General features: G+C 32.2%; 17 protein-coding genes. 7 read left to right on the plus strand and 10 right to left on the minus strand.

Annotated elements, in window-relative coordinates; all coding sequences use genetic code 11:
- Positions 1 to 18: 18 nt before the first annotated feature.
- From rplW to rpsJ, 4 genes are read right to left on the minus strand one after another with little or no spacing between them, the layout of a single operon-like run.
- Complete coding sequence (gene rplW / locus J3R86_RS09920) at positions 19 to 294, minus strand: 50S ribosomal protein L23 (protein WP_002461791.1); 276 nt, start codon at positions 292 to 294, stop codon at positions 19 to 21.
- A complete protein-coding gene (rplD, locus tag J3R86_RS09925; RefSeq protein WP_207517135.1) occupies positions 294 to 917 on the minus strand; it encodes a 50S ribosomal protein L4 in 624 nt (207 codons plus the stop codon). Before rplD ends, rplW begins: the two co-directional genes overlap by 1 nt.
- A gap of 26 nt (positions 918 to 943) precedes the next feature.
- A complete protein-coding gene (gene rplC, locus J3R86_RS09930) occupies positions 944 to 1,606 on the minus strand; it encodes a 50S ribosomal protein L3 (RefSeq protein WP_207517136.1) in 663 nt (220 codons plus the stop codon).
- A gap of 27 nt (positions 1,607 to 1,633) precedes the next feature.
- Positions 1,634 to 1,942 carry a 30S ribosomal protein S10 gene (gene rpsJ, locus J3R86_RS09935; RefSeq protein WP_001118666.1) on the minus strand — a complete coding sequence of 103 codons (309 nt, stop codon included), beginning with the start codon at positions 1,940 to 1,942 and terminating at the stop codon, positions 1,634 to 1,636.
- Positions 1,943 to 2,293: 351 nt separating this feature from the next.
- On the opposite strand from rpsJ, the gene J3R86_RS09940 reads away from it, so the two are divergent.
- Positions 2,294 to 2,683, plus strand: coding sequence for a hypothetical protein (locus J3R86_RS09940; RefSeq protein WP_207517137.1), 390 nt, complete (start codon positions 2,294 to 2,296; stop codon positions 2,681 to 2,683).
- Between the two features lie 103 nt (positions 2,684 to 2,786).
- On the opposite strand, the gene stgP is transcribed toward J3R86_RS09940, so the two are convergent.
- Both stgP and J3R86_RS09950 read right to left on the minus strand, forming a co-directional pair.
- Positions 2,787 to 4,121, minus strand: coding sequence for a 6-thioguanine permease StgP (stgP, locus tag J3R86_RS09945; RefSeq protein ID WP_207517138.1), 1,335 nt, complete (start codon positions 4,119 to 4,121; stop codon positions 2,787 to 2,789).
- A gap of 112 nt (positions 4,122 to 4,233) precedes the next feature.
- Positions 4,234 to 6,369 carry a DNA topoisomerase III gene (locus tag J3R86_RS09950; protein WP_207517139.1) on the minus strand — a complete coding sequence of 712 codons (2,136 nt, stop codon included), beginning with the start codon at positions 6,367 to 6,369 and terminating at the stop codon, positions 4,234 to 4,236.
- Positions 6,370 to 6,526: 157 nt separating this feature from the next.
- Here J3R86_RS09950 and J3R86_RS09955 point away from each other — a divergent pair, with 157 nt between their 5' ends.
- The 3 genes from J3R86_RS09955 (at position 6,527) to J3R86_RS09965 (ending at position 9,432) form a co-directional block, all read left to right on the plus strand.
- A complete protein-coding gene (locus J3R86_RS09955) occupies positions 6,527 to 7,417 on the plus strand; it encodes a GNAT family N-acetyltransferase (RefSeq protein ID WP_207517140.1) in 891 nt (296 codons plus the stop codon).
- A 337-nt stretch (positions 7,418 to 7,754) separates the two neighbouring features.
- A complete protein-coding gene (locus tag J3R86_RS09960) occupies positions 7,755 to 8,618 on the plus strand; it encodes a GRP family sugar transporter (protein ID WP_207517141.1) in 864 nt (287 codons plus the stop codon).
- A 22-nt stretch (positions 8,619 to 8,640) separates the two neighbouring features.
- The gene (locus J3R86_RS09965; protein WP_207517142.1) at positions 8,641 to 9,432 is read left to right on the plus strand and encodes a glucose 1-dehydrogenase; all 792 of its coding nucleotides are present in this window, start codon (positions 8,641 to 8,643) and stop codon (positions 9,430 to 9,432) included.
- Positions 9,433 to 9,921: 489 nt separating this feature from the next.
- On the opposite strand, the gene J3R86_RS09970 is transcribed toward J3R86_RS09965, so the two are convergent.
- The gene (locus J3R86_RS09970) at positions 9,922 to 10,830 is read right to left on the minus strand and encodes an AEC family transporter (RefSeq protein ID WP_207518549.1); all 909 of its coding nucleotides are present in this window, start codon (positions 10,828 to 10,830) and stop codon (positions 9,922 to 9,924) included.
- Between the two features lie 134 nt (positions 10,831 to 10,964).
- Between J3R86_RS09970 and J3R86_RS09975 the strand changes: the two genes are divergently transcribed.
- Both J3R86_RS09975 and mspA read left to right on the plus strand, forming a co-directional pair.
- Complete coding sequence (locus J3R86_RS09975; RefSeq protein ID WP_207517143.1) at positions 10,965 to 11,138, plus strand: SE1832 family protein; 174 nt, start codon at positions 10,965 to 10,967, stop codon at positions 11,136 to 11,138.
- 531 nt (positions 11,139 to 11,669) lie between these two features.
- The gene (mspA, locus tag J3R86_RS09980) at positions 11,670 to 11,987 is read left to right on the plus strand and encodes a membrane stabilizing protein MspA (protein WP_207517144.1); all 318 of its coding nucleotides are present in this window, start codon (positions 11,670 to 11,672) and stop codon (positions 11,985 to 11,987) included.
- 114 nt (positions 11,988 to 12,101) lie between these two features.
- On the opposite strand, the gene J3R86_RS09985 is transcribed toward mspA, so the two are convergent.
- Complete coding sequence (locus J3R86_RS09985; RefSeq protein WP_207517145.1) at positions 12,102 to 15,278, minus strand: efflux RND transporter permease subunit; 3,177 nt, start codon at positions 15,276 to 15,278, stop codon at positions 12,102 to 12,104.
- Between the two features lie 121 nt (positions 15,279 to 15,399).
- A complete protein-coding gene (locus J3R86_RS09990; RefSeq protein WP_207517146.1) occupies positions 15,400 to 16,665 on the minus strand; it encodes a lipid II:glycine glycyltransferase FemX in 1,266 nt (421 codons plus the stop codon).
- Between the two features lie 273 nt (positions 16,666 to 16,938).
- Here J3R86_RS09990 and J3R86_RS09995 point away from each other — a divergent pair, with 273 nt between their 5' ends.
- Entirely contained in the window at positions 16,939 to 17,190 is a 252-nt protein-coding gene (locus J3R86_RS09995) for a hypothetical protein (RefSeq protein WP_207517147.1), read from the plus strand.
- On the opposite strand, the gene J3R86_RS10000 is transcribed toward J3R86_RS09995, so the two are convergent.
- Positions 17,182 to 17,946 (minus strand): VOC family protein, encoded by a 765-nt coding sequence (locus J3R86_RS10000; protein ID WP_207517148.1) that lies wholly within the window; start codon positions 17,944 to 17,946, stop codon positions 17,182 to 17,184. The two genes, J3R86_RS09995 and J3R86_RS10000, sit on opposite strands and share 9 nt — an antisense overlap.
- Position 17,947 lies beyond the last annotated feature (1 nt).

Here is a 17,947-nt window from a genome sequence, read left to right on the forward strand (position 1 = left end):
TCCTTAATGGTAAATGTATTAGTTGAATAAGTCGATTGAACCTTCTTTTAATGTAACAATCGCTTTTCTTCTTTTATTTGTGTAGCCTTGGTAACGGCCCATACGTTTTTTCTTAGGTTTGTAGTTCATGATATTAACACTAGCTACTTTCACATCGAAGATTTCTTCAACTGCGATTTTAACTTGTGTTTTGTTAACACGAGTATCTACATCAAAAGTATATTTGTCTTCTGCCATAGCTTCAGAAGATTTCTCAGTGATCACGGGGCGCTTAAGAATGTCTCTAGCTTCCATTATCCGAGCACCTCCTCAACTTTTTTAGCAGCAGCTTCTGTAATTACTAAGCTGTCAGCATTTGTAATATCTAATACGTTTAAACCTTGTGCAGTTGTTACTTGAACATTAGGAATGTTACGTGCTGATAATTCAACATTAACATCTTCGTTATCAGTAACTACTAACACTTTCTTAGGTTGTTCTAATGTAGTTAATACATTTTTAAATTCTTTTGTTTTAGGTGCATCAAAATTGAATGCATCAACAATAGTTAAGCTGTTTTCTTGTACTTTGAAAGATAACGCTGAACGTAATGCTAAACGACGCATTTTCTTAGGCATTTTGTATGCATAACTTCTTGGTGTTGGTCCGAATACAATACCACCACCACGCCATTGTGGCGCACGAATTGTACCTTGACGCGCACGTCCTGTTCCTTTTTGTCTCCATGGTTTACGTCCGCCACCACGAACTGCTGAACGATTCTTAACAGCATGTGTACCTTGACGTAATGAAGCACGTTGTAAAGTAATAGCTTCGAAAAGAACACTATTATTCGGTTCGATAGCGAATACTGAATCACTTAATTCTACTGAACCTGATTTAGTTCCGTCTAATTTTAAAACATCATAATTAGCCATTATGCATTTCCTCCTTTCACTTCTTATTATTTATTACCTTTTTTAATTGAAGTTCTGATTTCTACTAATCCTTTTTTAGGTCCAGGTACATTACCTTTAACTAAGATAACTTTGTTTTCTGTATCAACTTGAACTACTTCTAAGTTTTGTACAGTTACTGTGTTACCACCCATACGTCCAGGCATTTTTTGACCTTTAAATACTCTAGAAGCATCTGAAGCCATACCTACTGAACCTGGTGCTCTATGGAAATGAGAACCGTGAGACATTGGTCCACGAGATTGTCCGTGGCGTTTAATTGCACCTTGGAAACCTTTACCTTTTGATACGCCAGTTACATCAATCACATCTCCAGCTTCAAAAGTATCTACTGAGACTTCTTGACCTACTTCGTAACCTTCCACGTCAACATTACGGAATTCACGAATGAAGCGCTTAGGTGCTGTGTCAGCTTTTTTAGCATGACCTTCAGCTGGTTTGTTAGCATATTTATTAGATTTAGCATCTTTTTTATATGCTTTTTTGTCTTCAAATCCTATTTGGATTGCGTTGTACCCATCAACTTCTTCAGTTTTCTTTTGTAATACAACATTTTCTTTTGCTTCTACTACTGTTACAGGGATTAATTCACCGTTTTCTCCGAATACTTGTGTCATCCCAATTTTTCTTCCTAAGATTCCTTTGGTCATCGAAAGTCCACCTCCTAATTTTGTCTATTATAATTTAATTTCGATGTCTACACCAGATGGTAAGTTTAAGCCCATTAAAGCATCAACTGTTTTTGGTGTTGGGTTAACAATATCGATTAAACGTTTATGTGTACGTTGTTCGAATTGTTCACGTGAATCTTTATCCTTATGCACCGCACGGATAATTGTGTAAACTGATTTCTCAGTTGGTAACGGAATTGGTCCAGAAACATCTGCACCAGAACGTTTCGCTGTTTCTACAATTTTCTCTGCTGATTGATCAATCACACGGTGATCATAAGCTTTTAATCTGATTCTGATTTTTTGTTTTGCCATTATTTTCCCTCCTCATTCGTCTACATTTAGTGATAGACTTCTCCACGAAAACTATCTTACACATCGCCATGACAAAGTGGCCGGGTGTGTCAGTAACCTTTCGCTTCATCGCTTTTCTTAAAGTCCAACGTTAGTTATATTACATGAAAAATGTCCATAAATCAAGGCTTTTCATATAATTATTCTATCTGTCTAACACATACTTTATTATTTTACTTTATATATATTGTTAGTTCAACAGTTTTCTAAATGTTTTTCTTTGTTTTTATTACATTAACTTTTTATAAATCATTTCATTATTAACTCTGGGAATAATTTTATATACTTATCTTATGAAAGGTGTTGTAGTTTATGAAAAATGGTATTAAATTAACTTTATCAATTATAGGTGTCTTTTTAATAGTTTGTGAATTCTTTTATGGCATTCCATTTCTTGGAGGTAGTGTAATCGTATCTTTTGGTTGGCAACCATTATTGTTTAATGCGTTATTATATTTAATTTTAATCATTGTGTTATTAGTAGATAATCAAAATGCTATAAAACCTATGGCCTTTATTCCTTTAATGGGATTAGTTGGTAGTTTTATTGCCTTTATTCCTATCATTGGAATGGTAATTCACTGGATTTTATTCTTCCTTATGATATTTTTTGTTATTGTGGTGCTGTCTGCACCAACTTATATACCAAACAGAAACGCTCGCGTAATTTATACTCAATATAAAGATGATAAAAGAGAGTAAGGTTGAAATATGTATTTATAATAGAAGAAACTATTTTAAATTAGTTTAAAACAATCAAAAAAGCCGACCTCCTTAATAGGAAGTCGGCTCTTATTTTTACAATTTATCCATGTACAAAAACGAAGTAAAGTATGAATAAAACCATCAATACATACATTATCGGATGTACTTCTTTATGTTTTTTAGAAATTAGCATCGTGATTGGATAGAAGATGAAACCACATGCAATACCTGTTGCGATAGAATATGAAAGTGGCATCATAATAATTGTTATAAATGCAGGCACGGCAACTTCAAAACTCTTCCAGTTTATTTCTGCAAAGTTAGCAGCCATCAGAACACCAACAACAACTAACGCAGGTGTTGTAACTGCACTTGTAACTACAGCTATTAATGGACTAAAGAACAATGCTAAAAGGAAACAACAGCCTGTAACAATACTTGCAAAACCTGTTCTAGCTCCAACTGCTACACCAGAAGTAGATTCAATATATGATGTTGTTGTTGTAGTACCAAATATTGAACCTACTATTGTTGCTAATGAATCAGAGAATAAAGCTCTACCTGCTCTAGGTAACTTATTATCTTTCATGATACCTGCTTGTGTTGCAACTGCAACTAACGTTCCCGCTGTATCAAAGAAATCAATGAATAAAAAAGTTAATATGACAATTAAAAATTGAATTGTAAATAGTTGGCCAGGATCTTTAAATGCTTCAAATGCTGCACCAAAAGTTGGTTTAATACTTGGTATTTGTCCAACTACTCCTGTAGGTGTATGTATTAAACCAGTCAGCATACCTACAATTGCAGTGACGATCATACCTATGAATATAGATCCTGGTAATTTCTTAGCATATAAAATAACCGTAATGGCGATACCAAATATTGCCAATAAAACAGGTCCTTTTGTTAAATGTCCAAGTGTAACTAAAGTAGAATCATTCTTCACAATAATTCCTGAACTTTGTAAACCAACAAATGTAATAAACAAACCAATACCGGCAGACACTGCCATCTTCATTTGATATGGTATAGCGTTAATAATAACTTCCCTAAACCCTGTGACCGTCAATATGGCAAAAAAGATTCCCGAGAATAGTACACCAGTTAATCCAACTTTCCACGGAATTCCCATAGTTAAGACTACAGTAAACGCGAAAAATGCATTTAATCCCATACCTGGTGCTAGTGCTATAGGGTACTTAGCAATTAATCCCATAAATAATGAACCTACAAATGCTGCAAGTGCAGTAGCTACAAATATTGCACCTTGGTCCATTTTCATATCTTCAGATATGCCTTTTACACCTGCTAAACTTAATACTTGTGGGTTTACGGCTAAAATGTAAGCCATTGATAAAAACGTTGTAATACCACCCAGAATTTCTCTTTTGAAATTTGTTCCGTATTTATCGAACTGGAAATAGTTTTTCACGAATGGATGCTCCTTTATTTAAAATACTTTAATAGTTTAATATCATTCACTCTAAAAAACAATACCAAAAACGAACTTTTGCAAATATAACTATTAATTTGTTCGATTTTATCTATAATTTTAGATTCTTAAGTGCATCTTTGAACGGATTATTATCAATATCTTCTTGCTGATTCATATATTTTTTCATTTCTTTTTTCGAAACTTTACCAGATGTTTTATTTTTCATACGTTTATCCATTTGCGCTTGCGTTTCAGAATGACCACAAACACATCTATAAACAGCTTCTTTTCCTTTACCAAATAATGTCATTTTCTTTTTACAATTTGGACAACGTGCATTTGTTTTACGTTGGATATTTTTTTTGGTCTTACATGATGGATCCTGACAAACTAACATTTGTCCATTTTTAGTTTTAACTTTAATCATAAATTTGCCACATGTTGGACATTCAGTTGTGGTTAAATTATCATGTTTATATTTTTGTTCACTATTTTTTATTTCATTAACAACGGCTTCAGTAAATTTCTTCATCTCATTTATAAATGTCTTACTTGAATATTTACCACGTTCAATTAACATCAATTTTTCTTCCCATTGAGCTGTCATTAATGGCGATGTTAAATCGATTGGTGCAAGTTCTAATATCTGTTTCCCCTTTGTAGTTACTTTAATTTTGCCATCTCTTGATTCGATAGCATTCATATTAAATAACTTATCAATAATATCAGCTCGTGTTGCTACCGTTCCAATACCACCCGTTTGTTTTAATGTTTGTGCATGCTTTTTATCTTTCATCTCTATATAATTTTGAGGATTTTCCATAGCTTTTAATAAAGACCCTTCATTAAAATATTCTGGTGGTGTCGTTTGATGTGTTTTAATTTCTAAATGATTAATATTAATCGCTTCATTTTTATAAAATGGCTGTTGCTGCTCAGTTAAAGTTGACTGTTGTCTGAGTGCCTTAAATCCTAAATTTGTCGTCACATTTTCTTTAAGTACAAAAATATGTCCACCTACTTCTATATTCACTGTAATCGTATCATATTCATGAGGTGGCATTAATGATTCTAAAAAGCGTTCCACAATCATGTCATATAGTTTAACTTCTCTATTAGTTAGTTCCGCTAGCATTGGTCTAATTTCTGTTGGAATAATAGCATGGTGATCAGATACTTTTTGATTATTAAATATAGACATTTTGGGTGATATATTTTTGGACATTAGCGTTCTTGCAACTTCTTTATATTCAGTAGCCATTGTCGCTTGAACACGTTCTTTAATTGTATCCGCCATATCAGTTGTTAAATAATTAGAATCTGTACGTGGATATGTCACTAATTTATGTCTCTCATATAAGTTTTGTAATGTATTTAAAGTTTCTTTAGGACCTATTTTATAGCGTTTATACATATCCTGTTGTAAATCAGTTAAATTATATAGTTGCTGTGGAAATGTTTTCTTATGCTTCGTCGTTACATCTTTAACTAGCCCTTGCTTACCCTTAATATCTGCAACAATACCCTCTAATATCGACTTATCTTTAATACGTTGTTGTGTTGCTAATTGAAAATCAAATCCTCTGGTCGACAACATTAATGTATAGTAATTTTCAGGTTTAAAATGATTGATTGCATTTTGACGTGTTTGTACTAATTGAATCGTTGGTGTTTGAACACGACCTAGTGATAATTGTGCATCATATTTCGTTGTTAACGCACGTGTCGCGTTAATACCTACAATCCAATCCGCTTCGCTTCGTGCTAATGCTGCACGATATAAATTATCATACTCACGACCGTCTTTAAGATGCTTAAAACCTTCTTGAATCGCTTTTTTAGTTACAGAACTTATCCATAAACGTCGTAACGGTTTTTTATTTCCCACTTTATCTAAAATAAGTCTTGCTACTAATTCGCCCTCTCGTCCGGCATCAGTGGCGATAATGATATCTTTAACATTTTTATCTAATATTAAAGATTTCACTGTTTTAAATTGTTTACTTGTCTTACCTATGACAATTGTTTTCATATGTTTAGGTATAATTGGCAGGTCTTCAAGACGCCATTCTTTTAAATTTTTATCATATTGTTCTGGAGTCGCATTAGTGACTAAATGTCCAAGAGCCCATGTCACAATATATGTCGGACTTTCAAAATATCCATTTCTTTGTTGATTCACATTCAAAGCATGTGCTATATCTCTTGCTACAGAAGGTTTTTCTGCTAAAATTAATGATTTCATAAACTAAATGTCCTTTCTCTTTGCCAAAATATCTTGTTATGCGATGTCGTTTCATAATAAATGTTAAGAGTATTGTAACATGTTCATGCACCTCTAAACTTTCATTTCCATATAAATACTATATAATTAAGATATTAAATCGTACGGAGGTCATTGTATGAACATTGTTCAGTTATATGATAAAAAACAAATCAAATCGTTCATTGAACATTCCAATTACGAATCAACATCCTATTTATATAAACTCCCTCAACAATATAAAGATATTGATAGTATGATTGATTGTTCCATCCAATCTCCAGGTGTTTTTGCTTATCAATTAGCTAATGACATCAAAGTATTAATTCTAAGTTTTGCTTATGCTGAAGATAAATATAAAGTCATTGGTCCTTTTGTCTCTAAAGATTTCAAATTAACTGCAGATATTTTCAAAGATTTATTTACTACTATGACTCAAAGTCAACCTGATGATGCTGTATTTAACTTTTCATTCGAACAAGGCATTCAACAATATAAACATTTCATGAAAGCAATACAATCAAGTTATAATTTTACAGACTACTACCTAGAAACACATTCGCCGCTTGAACAACAGACGCATCAGCCAAATATCATTCCATATCACAAAGGATTCTATCGTGCCTTTAATAAATTACACCATTCAACTTTTAAATATAATGCATTATCCGCACGAGAAATCGTTGATAATTTAGATGACCATCATCGTTTATTTTTATTTGTTAGCGAAGGCTTACTTAAAGGCTATTTATATTTAGAAGTAAATGCACAACAATCACTCGCTGAGATTAAATATTTTAGTTCGCATAGTGACTACCGCTTAAAAGGTATCGCTTTTGATTTACTTTCCTTTGCTTTAAGTTTTGCTTTTGATCACTTCACGATTAGAAAGGTATATTTTAAAATTCGAAATAAAAACAACAAATTAATAGAACGATTTAACCAATTAGGCTTTCAAATTAATTATGAATACGTAAAATTTAAATTCGAATCCCGTAACGTTAAAGAAGAACATCACTTATTATCATAAATAAATATGCTGTGATAATCTTCCAACAGACATCTTGACATAAATATTCCTTTGATCTATTCATCATAAATTGCACCTTATAAGAATTATAAATAATCAAAAATATAACAATAAACATTTAGACTGAACTCATATTGATACATTTTCCCAATAAATTATTTTTAAAAATATATTAATGGGGTATATAAAATCAATAGTGTTTCAGTCTAATTTTTTTACATTTTTTATCATTTATGAGCAATTGATTTTTACTATTAACACAGTTTGCTTTAAAATAGCTCTCAAGTGTAAAAAAGGGGAGCACTTTTAACAAATAGAATTGGAGAGTGAGTTTAACGTGCAATTTCTTGATTTCTTAATCGCACTATTACCTGCATTATTTTGGGGTAGTGTTGTTTTAATTAATGTGTTCGTCGGCGGCGGACCTTACAACCAAATTAGAGGTACAACTTTAGGTGCTCTGATTGTAGGTATTGGATTGTTATTAACTGGTTATGCTAAATTTGATGATCCAGTCGTCATTTTCGTCGGCTTATTCTCAGGTGCTTTCTGGGCATTTGGACAAGGTAATCAGTTGAAATCTGTTAATTTAATAGGTGTATCTAAAACGATGCCTATTTCAACTGGTATGCAACTCGTAGGTACGACATTATTTAGTGTCATTTTCTTGGGTGAATGGAGTACTATGACACAAATTATCTTTGGCTTAATTGCTATGATTTTACTTGTAACTGGTGTTGCATTAACATCTTTAAAAGCCAAAAATGAACAAAAATCGAATGACCCAGAATTTAAAAAAGCAATGGGTATTTTAATTCTTTCAACTATCGGCTATGTCGGTTATGTTGTTTTAGGAGATATCTTTGGTGTTGGTGGCACAGACGCACTGTTCTTCCAATCTGTAGGTATGGCTATTGGTGGTTTCCTACTATCAATGAACCATAAAACATCACTTAAATCGACTGCACTTAACTTACTACCTGGTGTTATTTGGGGTATTGGTAACCTATTTATGTTCTACTCTCAACCAAAAGTTGGCGTAGCAACAAGCTTTTCATTAACACAATTATTAGTTATCGTTTCTACTTTAGGTGGTATTTTCATCTTAGGCGAGAAAAAAGACCGTCGTCAGATGATTGGTATTTGGAGTGGTATTATTGTTATCGTTATCGCTGCTATCATTCTAGGTAACTTAAAATAGATTCAATATAGGAGGAGTCATTATGTTTGCTGATTTAAAAAATAAAGTTGTCATTATCACAGGTGCCGGAAGTGGTATTGGTAAATCAATAGCTGAAAACTTTGGCAAAGCTCAAGCTAAAGTGGTATTAAATTACCGTTCTGATAAACACCAAGATGAATTAAATGAAGCTAAAGAATTGATTACTAATGCTGGTGGTGAAGCCATCACTGTTCAAGGTGATGTAGCTGTGGAAGAAGACGTCAAAAATCTTGTACAAACAACAATTGACCATTTTGGTACATTAGATATTATGATCAACAACGCTGGATTTGAAAAAGCAATCCCTTCACACGAGATGTCTTTACAAGAATGGCAAAAAGTCATAGATATTAATTTAACAGGTGCATTTATTGGCTCAAGAGAAGCTATTAATCACTTTTTAAAAGAAGATAAACCAGGCGTTATTATTAATACAGCAAGTGTACACGATAGAATTCCTTGGCCTAACTACGTAAACTACGCCGCTAGTAAAGGCGGTTTGAAATTGATGATGGAAACGATGTCAATGGAATATGCACAATATGGTATTCGTATAAACAATGTCTCACCTGGAGCAATCGTTACTGAACATACTAAAGAGAAGTTTTCAGATCCAGAAACACGAGATGAAACTTTAGATATGATTCCAGCTCGCAAAATTGGTGAACCTCAAGATGTAGCCAATGTTGTTCTATTCCTAGCTTCAGACTTTTCAAGTTATGTCCACGGTACAACAATTTATGTTGATGGTGGTATGACAAATTACCCTGCATTTATGGGTGGCAAAGGATAATCACATAAGCTAAATCACTATAGTTGCTACAACAATAAATATGCCATGTATCTCTCATATACGTTAGATACATGGCATATTTTGGTTCTCTATTTTTTAGCACTGATAAATAAAAAAAGAATAATTTAAAAGACAAATTATTTTGAAGCCGAGACTCCTGAGGTAGGGACCCAACATAGAGAAACTGTGAAACAGTTTCTACAAGCAATGCAAGTTGGGCAACAGTGCTAGTCGAAGACCGGGGCCCCAACAAAAAGAAACTAATCATTTAGTTTCAACGGACAATGCAAGTTGGGGAGGCTGAGACAGCACCCTAGGAAGGGACCCAACACAGAAAAACTGGTTATCCAGTTTTTTCATGCAATGCAGGTTGGGCATAGCGAGGCCTTAAAATTTAATTATGTGTCAGTCCGACTTGTTAGAGAACCCATATTTTAAAATTTAGGACATTAATAAGTGAATCAGTAGTCAATAACATAATAGTTAGTGTTACACAAAAATTGCTTGATAAATATATAAAATAATGATACTTATAATAATAGTTAAGTTAGTTACCATTCCTATAAAGGGTAGCGTTTTATATTTAAATTGAATACCGTAAGAAATAATAGCAACACCTACTGGTAACATCCAAGTAATGAGTAGTGTTGTTTTAATCATGTCATCAGACACTGGTAATAAAAAGTGAATCAACAAACCGGCTACTAAAGCCAATCCATAATGTAAACCCAGATATTTAAACGTTGCTGGTAAATATTTGCGTTCTATTGTGAAATTCAACATCACTCCCAGTAATATCATAGATAAAGGCATATTAGCTTTTGAGATAATGCTGAAAAAGTCAATCGCTATATGTGGTAAATGAATTTGACTGATATTTAGTATAAACATCACAATATATGTCACTAGTGGCACAGATTGTATCAGCTTTTTACCTAAGAACTTAAAATTAAATTGATCACTACCCTCACTATAATAACTACCTACAAAATAAGTCACACCAAACATAATAAAGGCACCGCCTATATCGGCCATACCGAAATAAACAAGACCCATTTTAGGCCATATTGCTTCGACTAAAGGATATGCAAACAAACCGATGTTCATTGCCCCGGTCATCATCCCTACTGAACCTCTCATTTGATTATCATATTTTCTAAAAAACCAAATAACAATTATTTTAGCGATAATACCATATGCAATCATTAATAACGGTAAAATTGAAAATGACAGCTTTAAATCTGCACTATTTAAATTTACTATTACTAAAGAAGGCAATGTAACATTTAACACTAATGTGGCTAAAACTTGACTATCTGTAGCTTTCACAAAATTAATACGTTTTAAAAAATAGCCAAGTGCTATTAATAAAATAATCATCGTAAATTGCTCTGTCACTTTTATACCTTCTTTCTGATGGCTCATTACAATTGATAACTTTAACATATTTCCTAGTTATTTTAGAAGTCACTCGTTTCGTGATATAATCAATTAGACATGTACATAACTATACTTTAAAGGAGTTTATTTCAATGACATTAGAAGATAAATTGACTGAACTAAAATATGATTATGTTCGCTTGCAAGGTGACTTAGAAAAGAAAGAATCACTCAATTTAGATACATCCACACTCGTTAATCAATTGAAAAATATTGAAAATGAGATACGTGAGATTCGTACACAAATGGGAGTGGAACAGAAATAAATTTTATATAAAATTTATTTCGTATATGCCCGTCTTGCACATTTAGAACTAGTTAGATTTACAATCTTTACTAGTTCTTATGCAATTGTTGCGCTAGCAACCAATTGTAATCCTTTACTTAGATTTTAATCTTTAGTAGCTCTTGCCCAACCTGCATTGTTTGTAGAAACTGTAAGTACAGTTTCTCTGTGTTGGGTCCCTATACAATTGTAAGAGTTTCTGCTATCTTGATAGCTAGAAAATCTTATGCAGTTTATTATGAATTAATAAACTGTAAACCTTTTTCATAGCAACCAATTGTAATCCCTATATTTTTCTATGACGGGTCCCTCCCACCCCGGCAAGACTGACTAGGTTTGTAAAACGTTGATACATCAGCATTTTACAAACCAGATAGTTACTGCCAAATGCTTGAATTTAACTGTGACATGTTTTTGCCCCAGGCTCTTTTAAGTCATAATTATGTTCACCATCAACTAACTTATATGATCATCATATGATGAATTTTCAGATGAGAGAGGACGTTTCAACATGCAATTTTATCTCATATTACTAGCAATTCTTTATCTAGTTGTTAGTTATATCAGTATCTTTAAAATGGACAATATCTTTACACGTATCTTAAGAATAATAATGGGCGTATTGTTATTGTTTGTTTTAGCATTAACAACGATGCATTTCCCTAAAGAAAATTGGTGGGTGTTCATTGTCCTACTGTTACTAGTAGGTAATGTAGAAATTACATCCTTCAAAATGATTAAAAAAGATCTTAAGGGTGTTAATATTCTTAATTTAATGTCTCTATTTATCTTTATTATTTATTGTATTTTAACACTGATATTATTCTAATATCTTCCTAAATATTCATTTGAAAAAGGCTAACTGAGTCTCCCTCAGTTAGCCTTTTTCTTTGAATTTTTACACTTATCAAATACTATACTGTCTTATTTTATTTTCCAACTTTTATTTTGTGTGTCGGTGTGTTATTCGATTTTTTAAAGTGAATAAAATTTCATAAATAACTGGAACTACAACTAAAGTTAGAATGGTTGAAGATATTAATCCACCAATAACGGTAGCTGCCATGCCTTTAGAGATTAAGATTGAACTATCTTGTCCAAATAATAATGGTATTAATGCACCAATTGTTGCCACTGCTGTCATCAAGATCGGTCTAATTCTAGTACCACCTGCTTCTATTAATGCGTCTTTCATCTCCATACCATATCGTTCATTATTTATCACTCTATCTATTAATACAATCGCATTCGTTACAACAATACCGATCAACATGAGCATACCAATTAAACTTGGTACAGAAATCGTTTCTCCTGTAATTAATAATGCAATAATCACACCGATAATTGTATACGGTAATGAGAATAATATTGTAAATGGTGCTAAGCCACCTTTAAATGTAATTACTAAGATAAGGTAAACGATAATAATTGCAGCGATCATAGCAAATACTAATTGAGTAATTGCATTGTTAATATCATCATTCGCACCACCAACATTTACTTTGACATTATTAGGCTTATCTAGATGATTGACTTGTGACATCACATCTCTAGTTGTACCACCAACGTCTTTATTAATTACTTTACCTGTTATGGTAGTTGCATAATCACCTTGTTCTTGTGTTAACTTACTTGGCGTTGTTGTCTTTTCAAGTGATGCAATATCACTTAACTTAATTGTTCCACCTGTTGGTTTCTTCAATTCAATATTGTTAAGTTTCTTTGCAGACCAATCTGTAGCCTTATTTTGTTTCACTTTAACATCAATTGTCTTACCTTGTTCTTTAACAGTAGTAATTGTTTTTTCAGGCAAGTTTTCATTTAAATTCATTGCTAATTGTGCAGCTGAAATACCATTTTGAGCTGCTTTATTTTGATTTACTTTCACTTCATATTGATCATATGTTTGTGATAAATCAGATTTTACATTTGCTAATCCTTTGATGTCTTTCATTTTTTCTTCAATTTTATTAACTGTACCTTTGATATCATCAGTCGAAGGGCCTTTGACAGTTACTTCTACAGAGCTATTACCAGCACCTGTACCTAGATCTTGATTTTTCCATTCTCCTGGATGTTTAAAACTATCTACATGTTTCAATACTTTATCAGGTTCTTCATCAAAGTTCGGTGTATCATTATCATACTCAACCATAATAGCCATGCTGTTAGTACTACCAGTTGGATCTACTGGACTTGGTCCACCAACAGAGTATTGTACTATTTTCACTTTATCTTTATGTTGTAAATATTTTTCAACATCCTTGGCATGATTTAATACAGCTTGTTGTGTCTCACCAGGTTTAGGGGTATAGGTAATTGCTAAAAATTTATCATCACCAGAAGAGATAAAGCTTGTTCCTAATCTAGGTCCTCCAATCACTATCGTTAGTACTAAAATAATCGTGCTAATAATAATAACTAACCATTTATGATTCAACGACCATGCTAGGACTTTTTTATAACTTTTACTAACAATACCTAATTTTTCTTGTTGACCATTTTGACGATGTTTCACACCTTTTTTGAATAAAGTAGCAGCTAATGCTGGAACTAAAGTGATAGAAACTAATAATGAAGCTAATAAACTAAAGGCGATGGCTAAAGCAAATGGTCTAAACATCTCACCAACAGAGCCTGAAACAAATACAAGTGGTAAAAAGACAATAATTGTCACTAATGTCGATGACATGATTGGCTTAAATACTTCTGTAGTTGCACTAATAATTAAATTCTGTCCTTTCATCGATTCGTTAGGATCAGATAATCGTCTATAGATATTCTCTACTACTACAATAGAGTCATCTATCACACGTCCTATCGCTACAGTTAATGCCCCTAAAGTTAAAATATTTAACGATACATCACTCAATTTTAAAGCAATTAAGGCCATTAATAATGACAGTGGTATAGAAACAACAGATATTGCTGTAGTACGAATATTTCTTAAGAAAAGTAGTATAACTATGATAGCTACAATTGTACCAAGAATTGCTTTTTCAACCATTGTATAAAGCGAATCTTCAACAGGTTTGGCAGTATCCATTGTTTTTGTAGCCTTCAAATTATTGTTATCTTTGACAAATTCATTAACTTTTTTCTGAACATCTTTCGCTACTTGAACGGTATTAGCGTCTTGTGATTTCAAAACTTGTAAATTCACTGCATCTTTTCCATTTGTTTTCGAAATCGAAGTTCTAACGTCCCCAACTGATACATCTGCAATATCTTTCAACTTAATTGTTGGCATACTACTTGAATTTGAGCTAGGCATAGCCGCTTGAGATGATTTCGAACCTGAGGATTGATTAACTTCTGACATTGCAGAGTTATCTTCTTTACTATCATCACTACTTTGTGACTGACTTCCTGCAATATTCAGTGGTATATCAATATTTTTCAGTGCATTGACTGATGTAAATTGACCATCTACAACAATAGATTTATCTGTTTTCCCAAATTGGAATAAACCTAATGGTGTTTGCCTTGTAGCTGTCTTTAAATAATTTTCTACATCTTCCGCAGTCAAACCATTTTTTTCTAATTGGGATTGTTTAAATTTAAGTGTCACTTCACGATTTGTCTGACCATTTAATTGAGCGTTTTGTACACCATCTATAGTTTGTAGCTTAGGAATTAACGTATCATTTAGCTCTTTAGTTACTGTTTTTAAATCTGCATCTTTATTTGAAAATGAATACGCTAAAATTGGAAAAGCATCCATAGAGTTTCGTGTTAATTCTGGGTCTCCAACTTCATCTTTAAATTTAATCTTATCGATTTCTTTTTTGAGTTGTTCCTCTGCTTTATCCATGTCCGTGTTATTTTCATACTCAACAGTTACAATTGAAGCATTTTGAATCGATTGTGTTTTAACATTTTTAACGTAAGCTAATGACCTAACTTGATCATCTATTTTAGTACTGATTTCATCTTGCGTACTTTGTGGTGTAGCACCTGGCATTGTCGTTTGTACAGAAATGACTGGATTTTGTACATCTGGAAGCAATTCCAATTTTAACTTCGTACTAGCATAAACACCGCCCAAAATAACCAATACGACCATTAAAAATATGGCGAATTTATTCCCTAGTGAAAACTGCAATAATTTTTTTATCATTGCTAACAAGTACCTCTTTTCAATTTATAATTTTCTTTCTTATCTCCCATATTTTAAGCATTATTAAAAAATCTGAACGCTTGCAATCATTTGTATAGCGCTCAGATGTATTGTTCATTTATTATTTACGTTTTAATTTACGAGAAATTTTAATCTTAGCTTTTGTTAAACGTGGTTTAACTTGTTCAATTAATTGATATAATGGTTGATTTAACACATAGTCAAATTCACCAATTTTCTCACTTAAATAGGTGCCCCAAACTTTTTTAAATGCCCATAAACCATAATGGTCAGAATCTTTATCAGGATCATTATCTGTACCGCCAAAGTCATAAGTTGTTGCACCATGTTCACGTGCATACTTCATCATTGTATATTGCATATGATGGTTAGGTAAGAAATCTCTATATTCATTAGAAGACGCACCATATAAGTAATACGATTTAGCACCTGCAAACATTAATAGTGCACCCGATAAATAAATGCCGTCTGGGTGTTGACGTTCAAGTTCTTCTAAATCACGTTTTAAATCTTCATTTTTAGCAATTTTATTTTGCGCATCTTTAATCATATTTTGTGCTTTTTTAGCTTGCTTTTCTGATGTTTCTTTTTTCTTTTCCCATTTTTTTATTTCGTCATTTAAATCAGCAATATCTTGGTTTACTTTTTGTAAATTTGAAGTTGGGTCGAGCTTAACTAAGAATAGCTCTGCGTCGCCATCTTCATGTAATGCGTCATAGATATTTTCAAAATAGCTAATATCACGAGTTAAGAAACCGTCACGTTCACCAGTTATCTTCATTAATTCAGCAAATGTTTTCAAACCTTCTCTGTCTGAACGCTCTACAGTTGTGCCTCGTTTTAATGCTAATCTTACTTTAGAACGATTACGACGTTCGAAACTTTCTAATAATTCATCATCAGATTTATCTATAGGAGTAATCATTGTCATACGTGGCTGAATATAATCTTTTGATAAACCTTCTTTAAATCCTTTATGTTTAAAGCCTAACGCTTTTAAATTCTGCAATGCTGCTGTTCCATGTTCTACTTCTACGTCAGGGTCTATTTTAATGGCATATGCTTTTTCAGCTTTCGCTACTTCTTTCGCACTATCTAATAATGCTTGTAATGCTTCTTTGTCATTATAATCAACAACAAACCCTCGTGAAATATAGCATAATGTGTATGGTAATTTAGGTACTTTTTTAAATAGTAATTGCCCTACACCTTTAACTTCACCATTTTCTCCAACAGCAATACGTTTAGAATACCATCCTGTTAATTGTTTTGTTTCAGCCCATTTGCTCAATTGTAGTAAATCACCATTGGGATGAGATTTTACAAATGCGTCATGTTCTTGATTAGTGATATGCATCTTTTCCATGATTTATGATATCTCCTTCTATGTTTAACAATAATGTATATTATACCTTGTCTAAGCTACAGTGTCGATAAAGACTCTTCTTCATTAATAGAAACTCATTACTGTTATTTATTATCAAATCTTTGTCACCATTTCTGCCAACTTCATTCGTCCTTTGATACAAATCATGCTAAAAATTTGCTCAAATACACTACATTAGTAACAAGTGACATTTGTTTCCTGAAATACATTAACTTGTTATAATTGTGTCATTCTTTTAATGAGGTGTTATCAATGAGACGTATATTACTAAGTTTATTTATTTTAATAAATATCATTGCTATTTTTGTTTCCATGACAGAGACTTTATCTATTAACTATTTTAGTATTAGATTAATTATCGCGTTTTTCACATTAGTTATTTCAATATTCTTCATCTTAATAAAATCAAATCGTTTTAATCATGTTTTAGCGATTATGTCTGTTATTTTGGCTACTAGCCATTTAATAGTAATTGCACATAGTGCATATACCTATTTATACTAATGGTTCAAATTTATAAACAGCACCTCTGATAAAAATCGAAAACGGCATATTAGCTTGATTATCTTTAATGAGTAATGCATGGTATTTTGATTGTTTGCCATCTTCAATTCTAATGTAAATATCATCTGTTTTTAAAATTAAATCCGTATAGGTATCTGTGCTTTCAACAATGTCTAAATCAAACCATTGTTGAAAGTTTGTTACGGTCTGTTGTCTTTGACAACTTTTTATAGTAATCATTTCAATTGAAAAGTTAGTTTGAAATTTATCTTTTAATTTGTCATGTCTTACAGCATCCGTATCATCCCACTGAATGAAAAATGGCGGTTTGACACCTTCCTCATCATTATTAACAATATAAAGTAATTGCCATTTAACTTTGTTACCCTTTTTCCCTTCTCTTTCCATAGAAATCGGACCTACACTTTCAACACCACTATCATCTAATCTTTGTTTTACATTAGCAATATCATCTGTTCTAAAACATATATTTTTAAACCCTTGTTCATATTGCTCTTGCACAATTTGTGTAGCAAATGCGACATCACCTTCAGATGTTTTAGCCATTTTTTTTAATTTTTCATTATCTTCGACATCTAATAGTTCTATATAGTTGTCATTAATATATGCTATTTTATTATATGTACCGTATTTATGATGATTGCCACCAGATTTCAATTTTAAAATATCTCCTGGAAAGTTAAAGTGCTCTAATTGCTCAATATAATGAATAATATGATCGAATTTCAACGTCATA

Origin of the sequence: Staphylococcus simiae (assembly GCF_017357005.1) — a bacterium.
GTDB classification, from domain to species: Bacteria; Bacillota; Bacilli; order Staphylococcales; family Staphylococcaceae; genus Staphylococcus; species Staphylococcus simiae_A.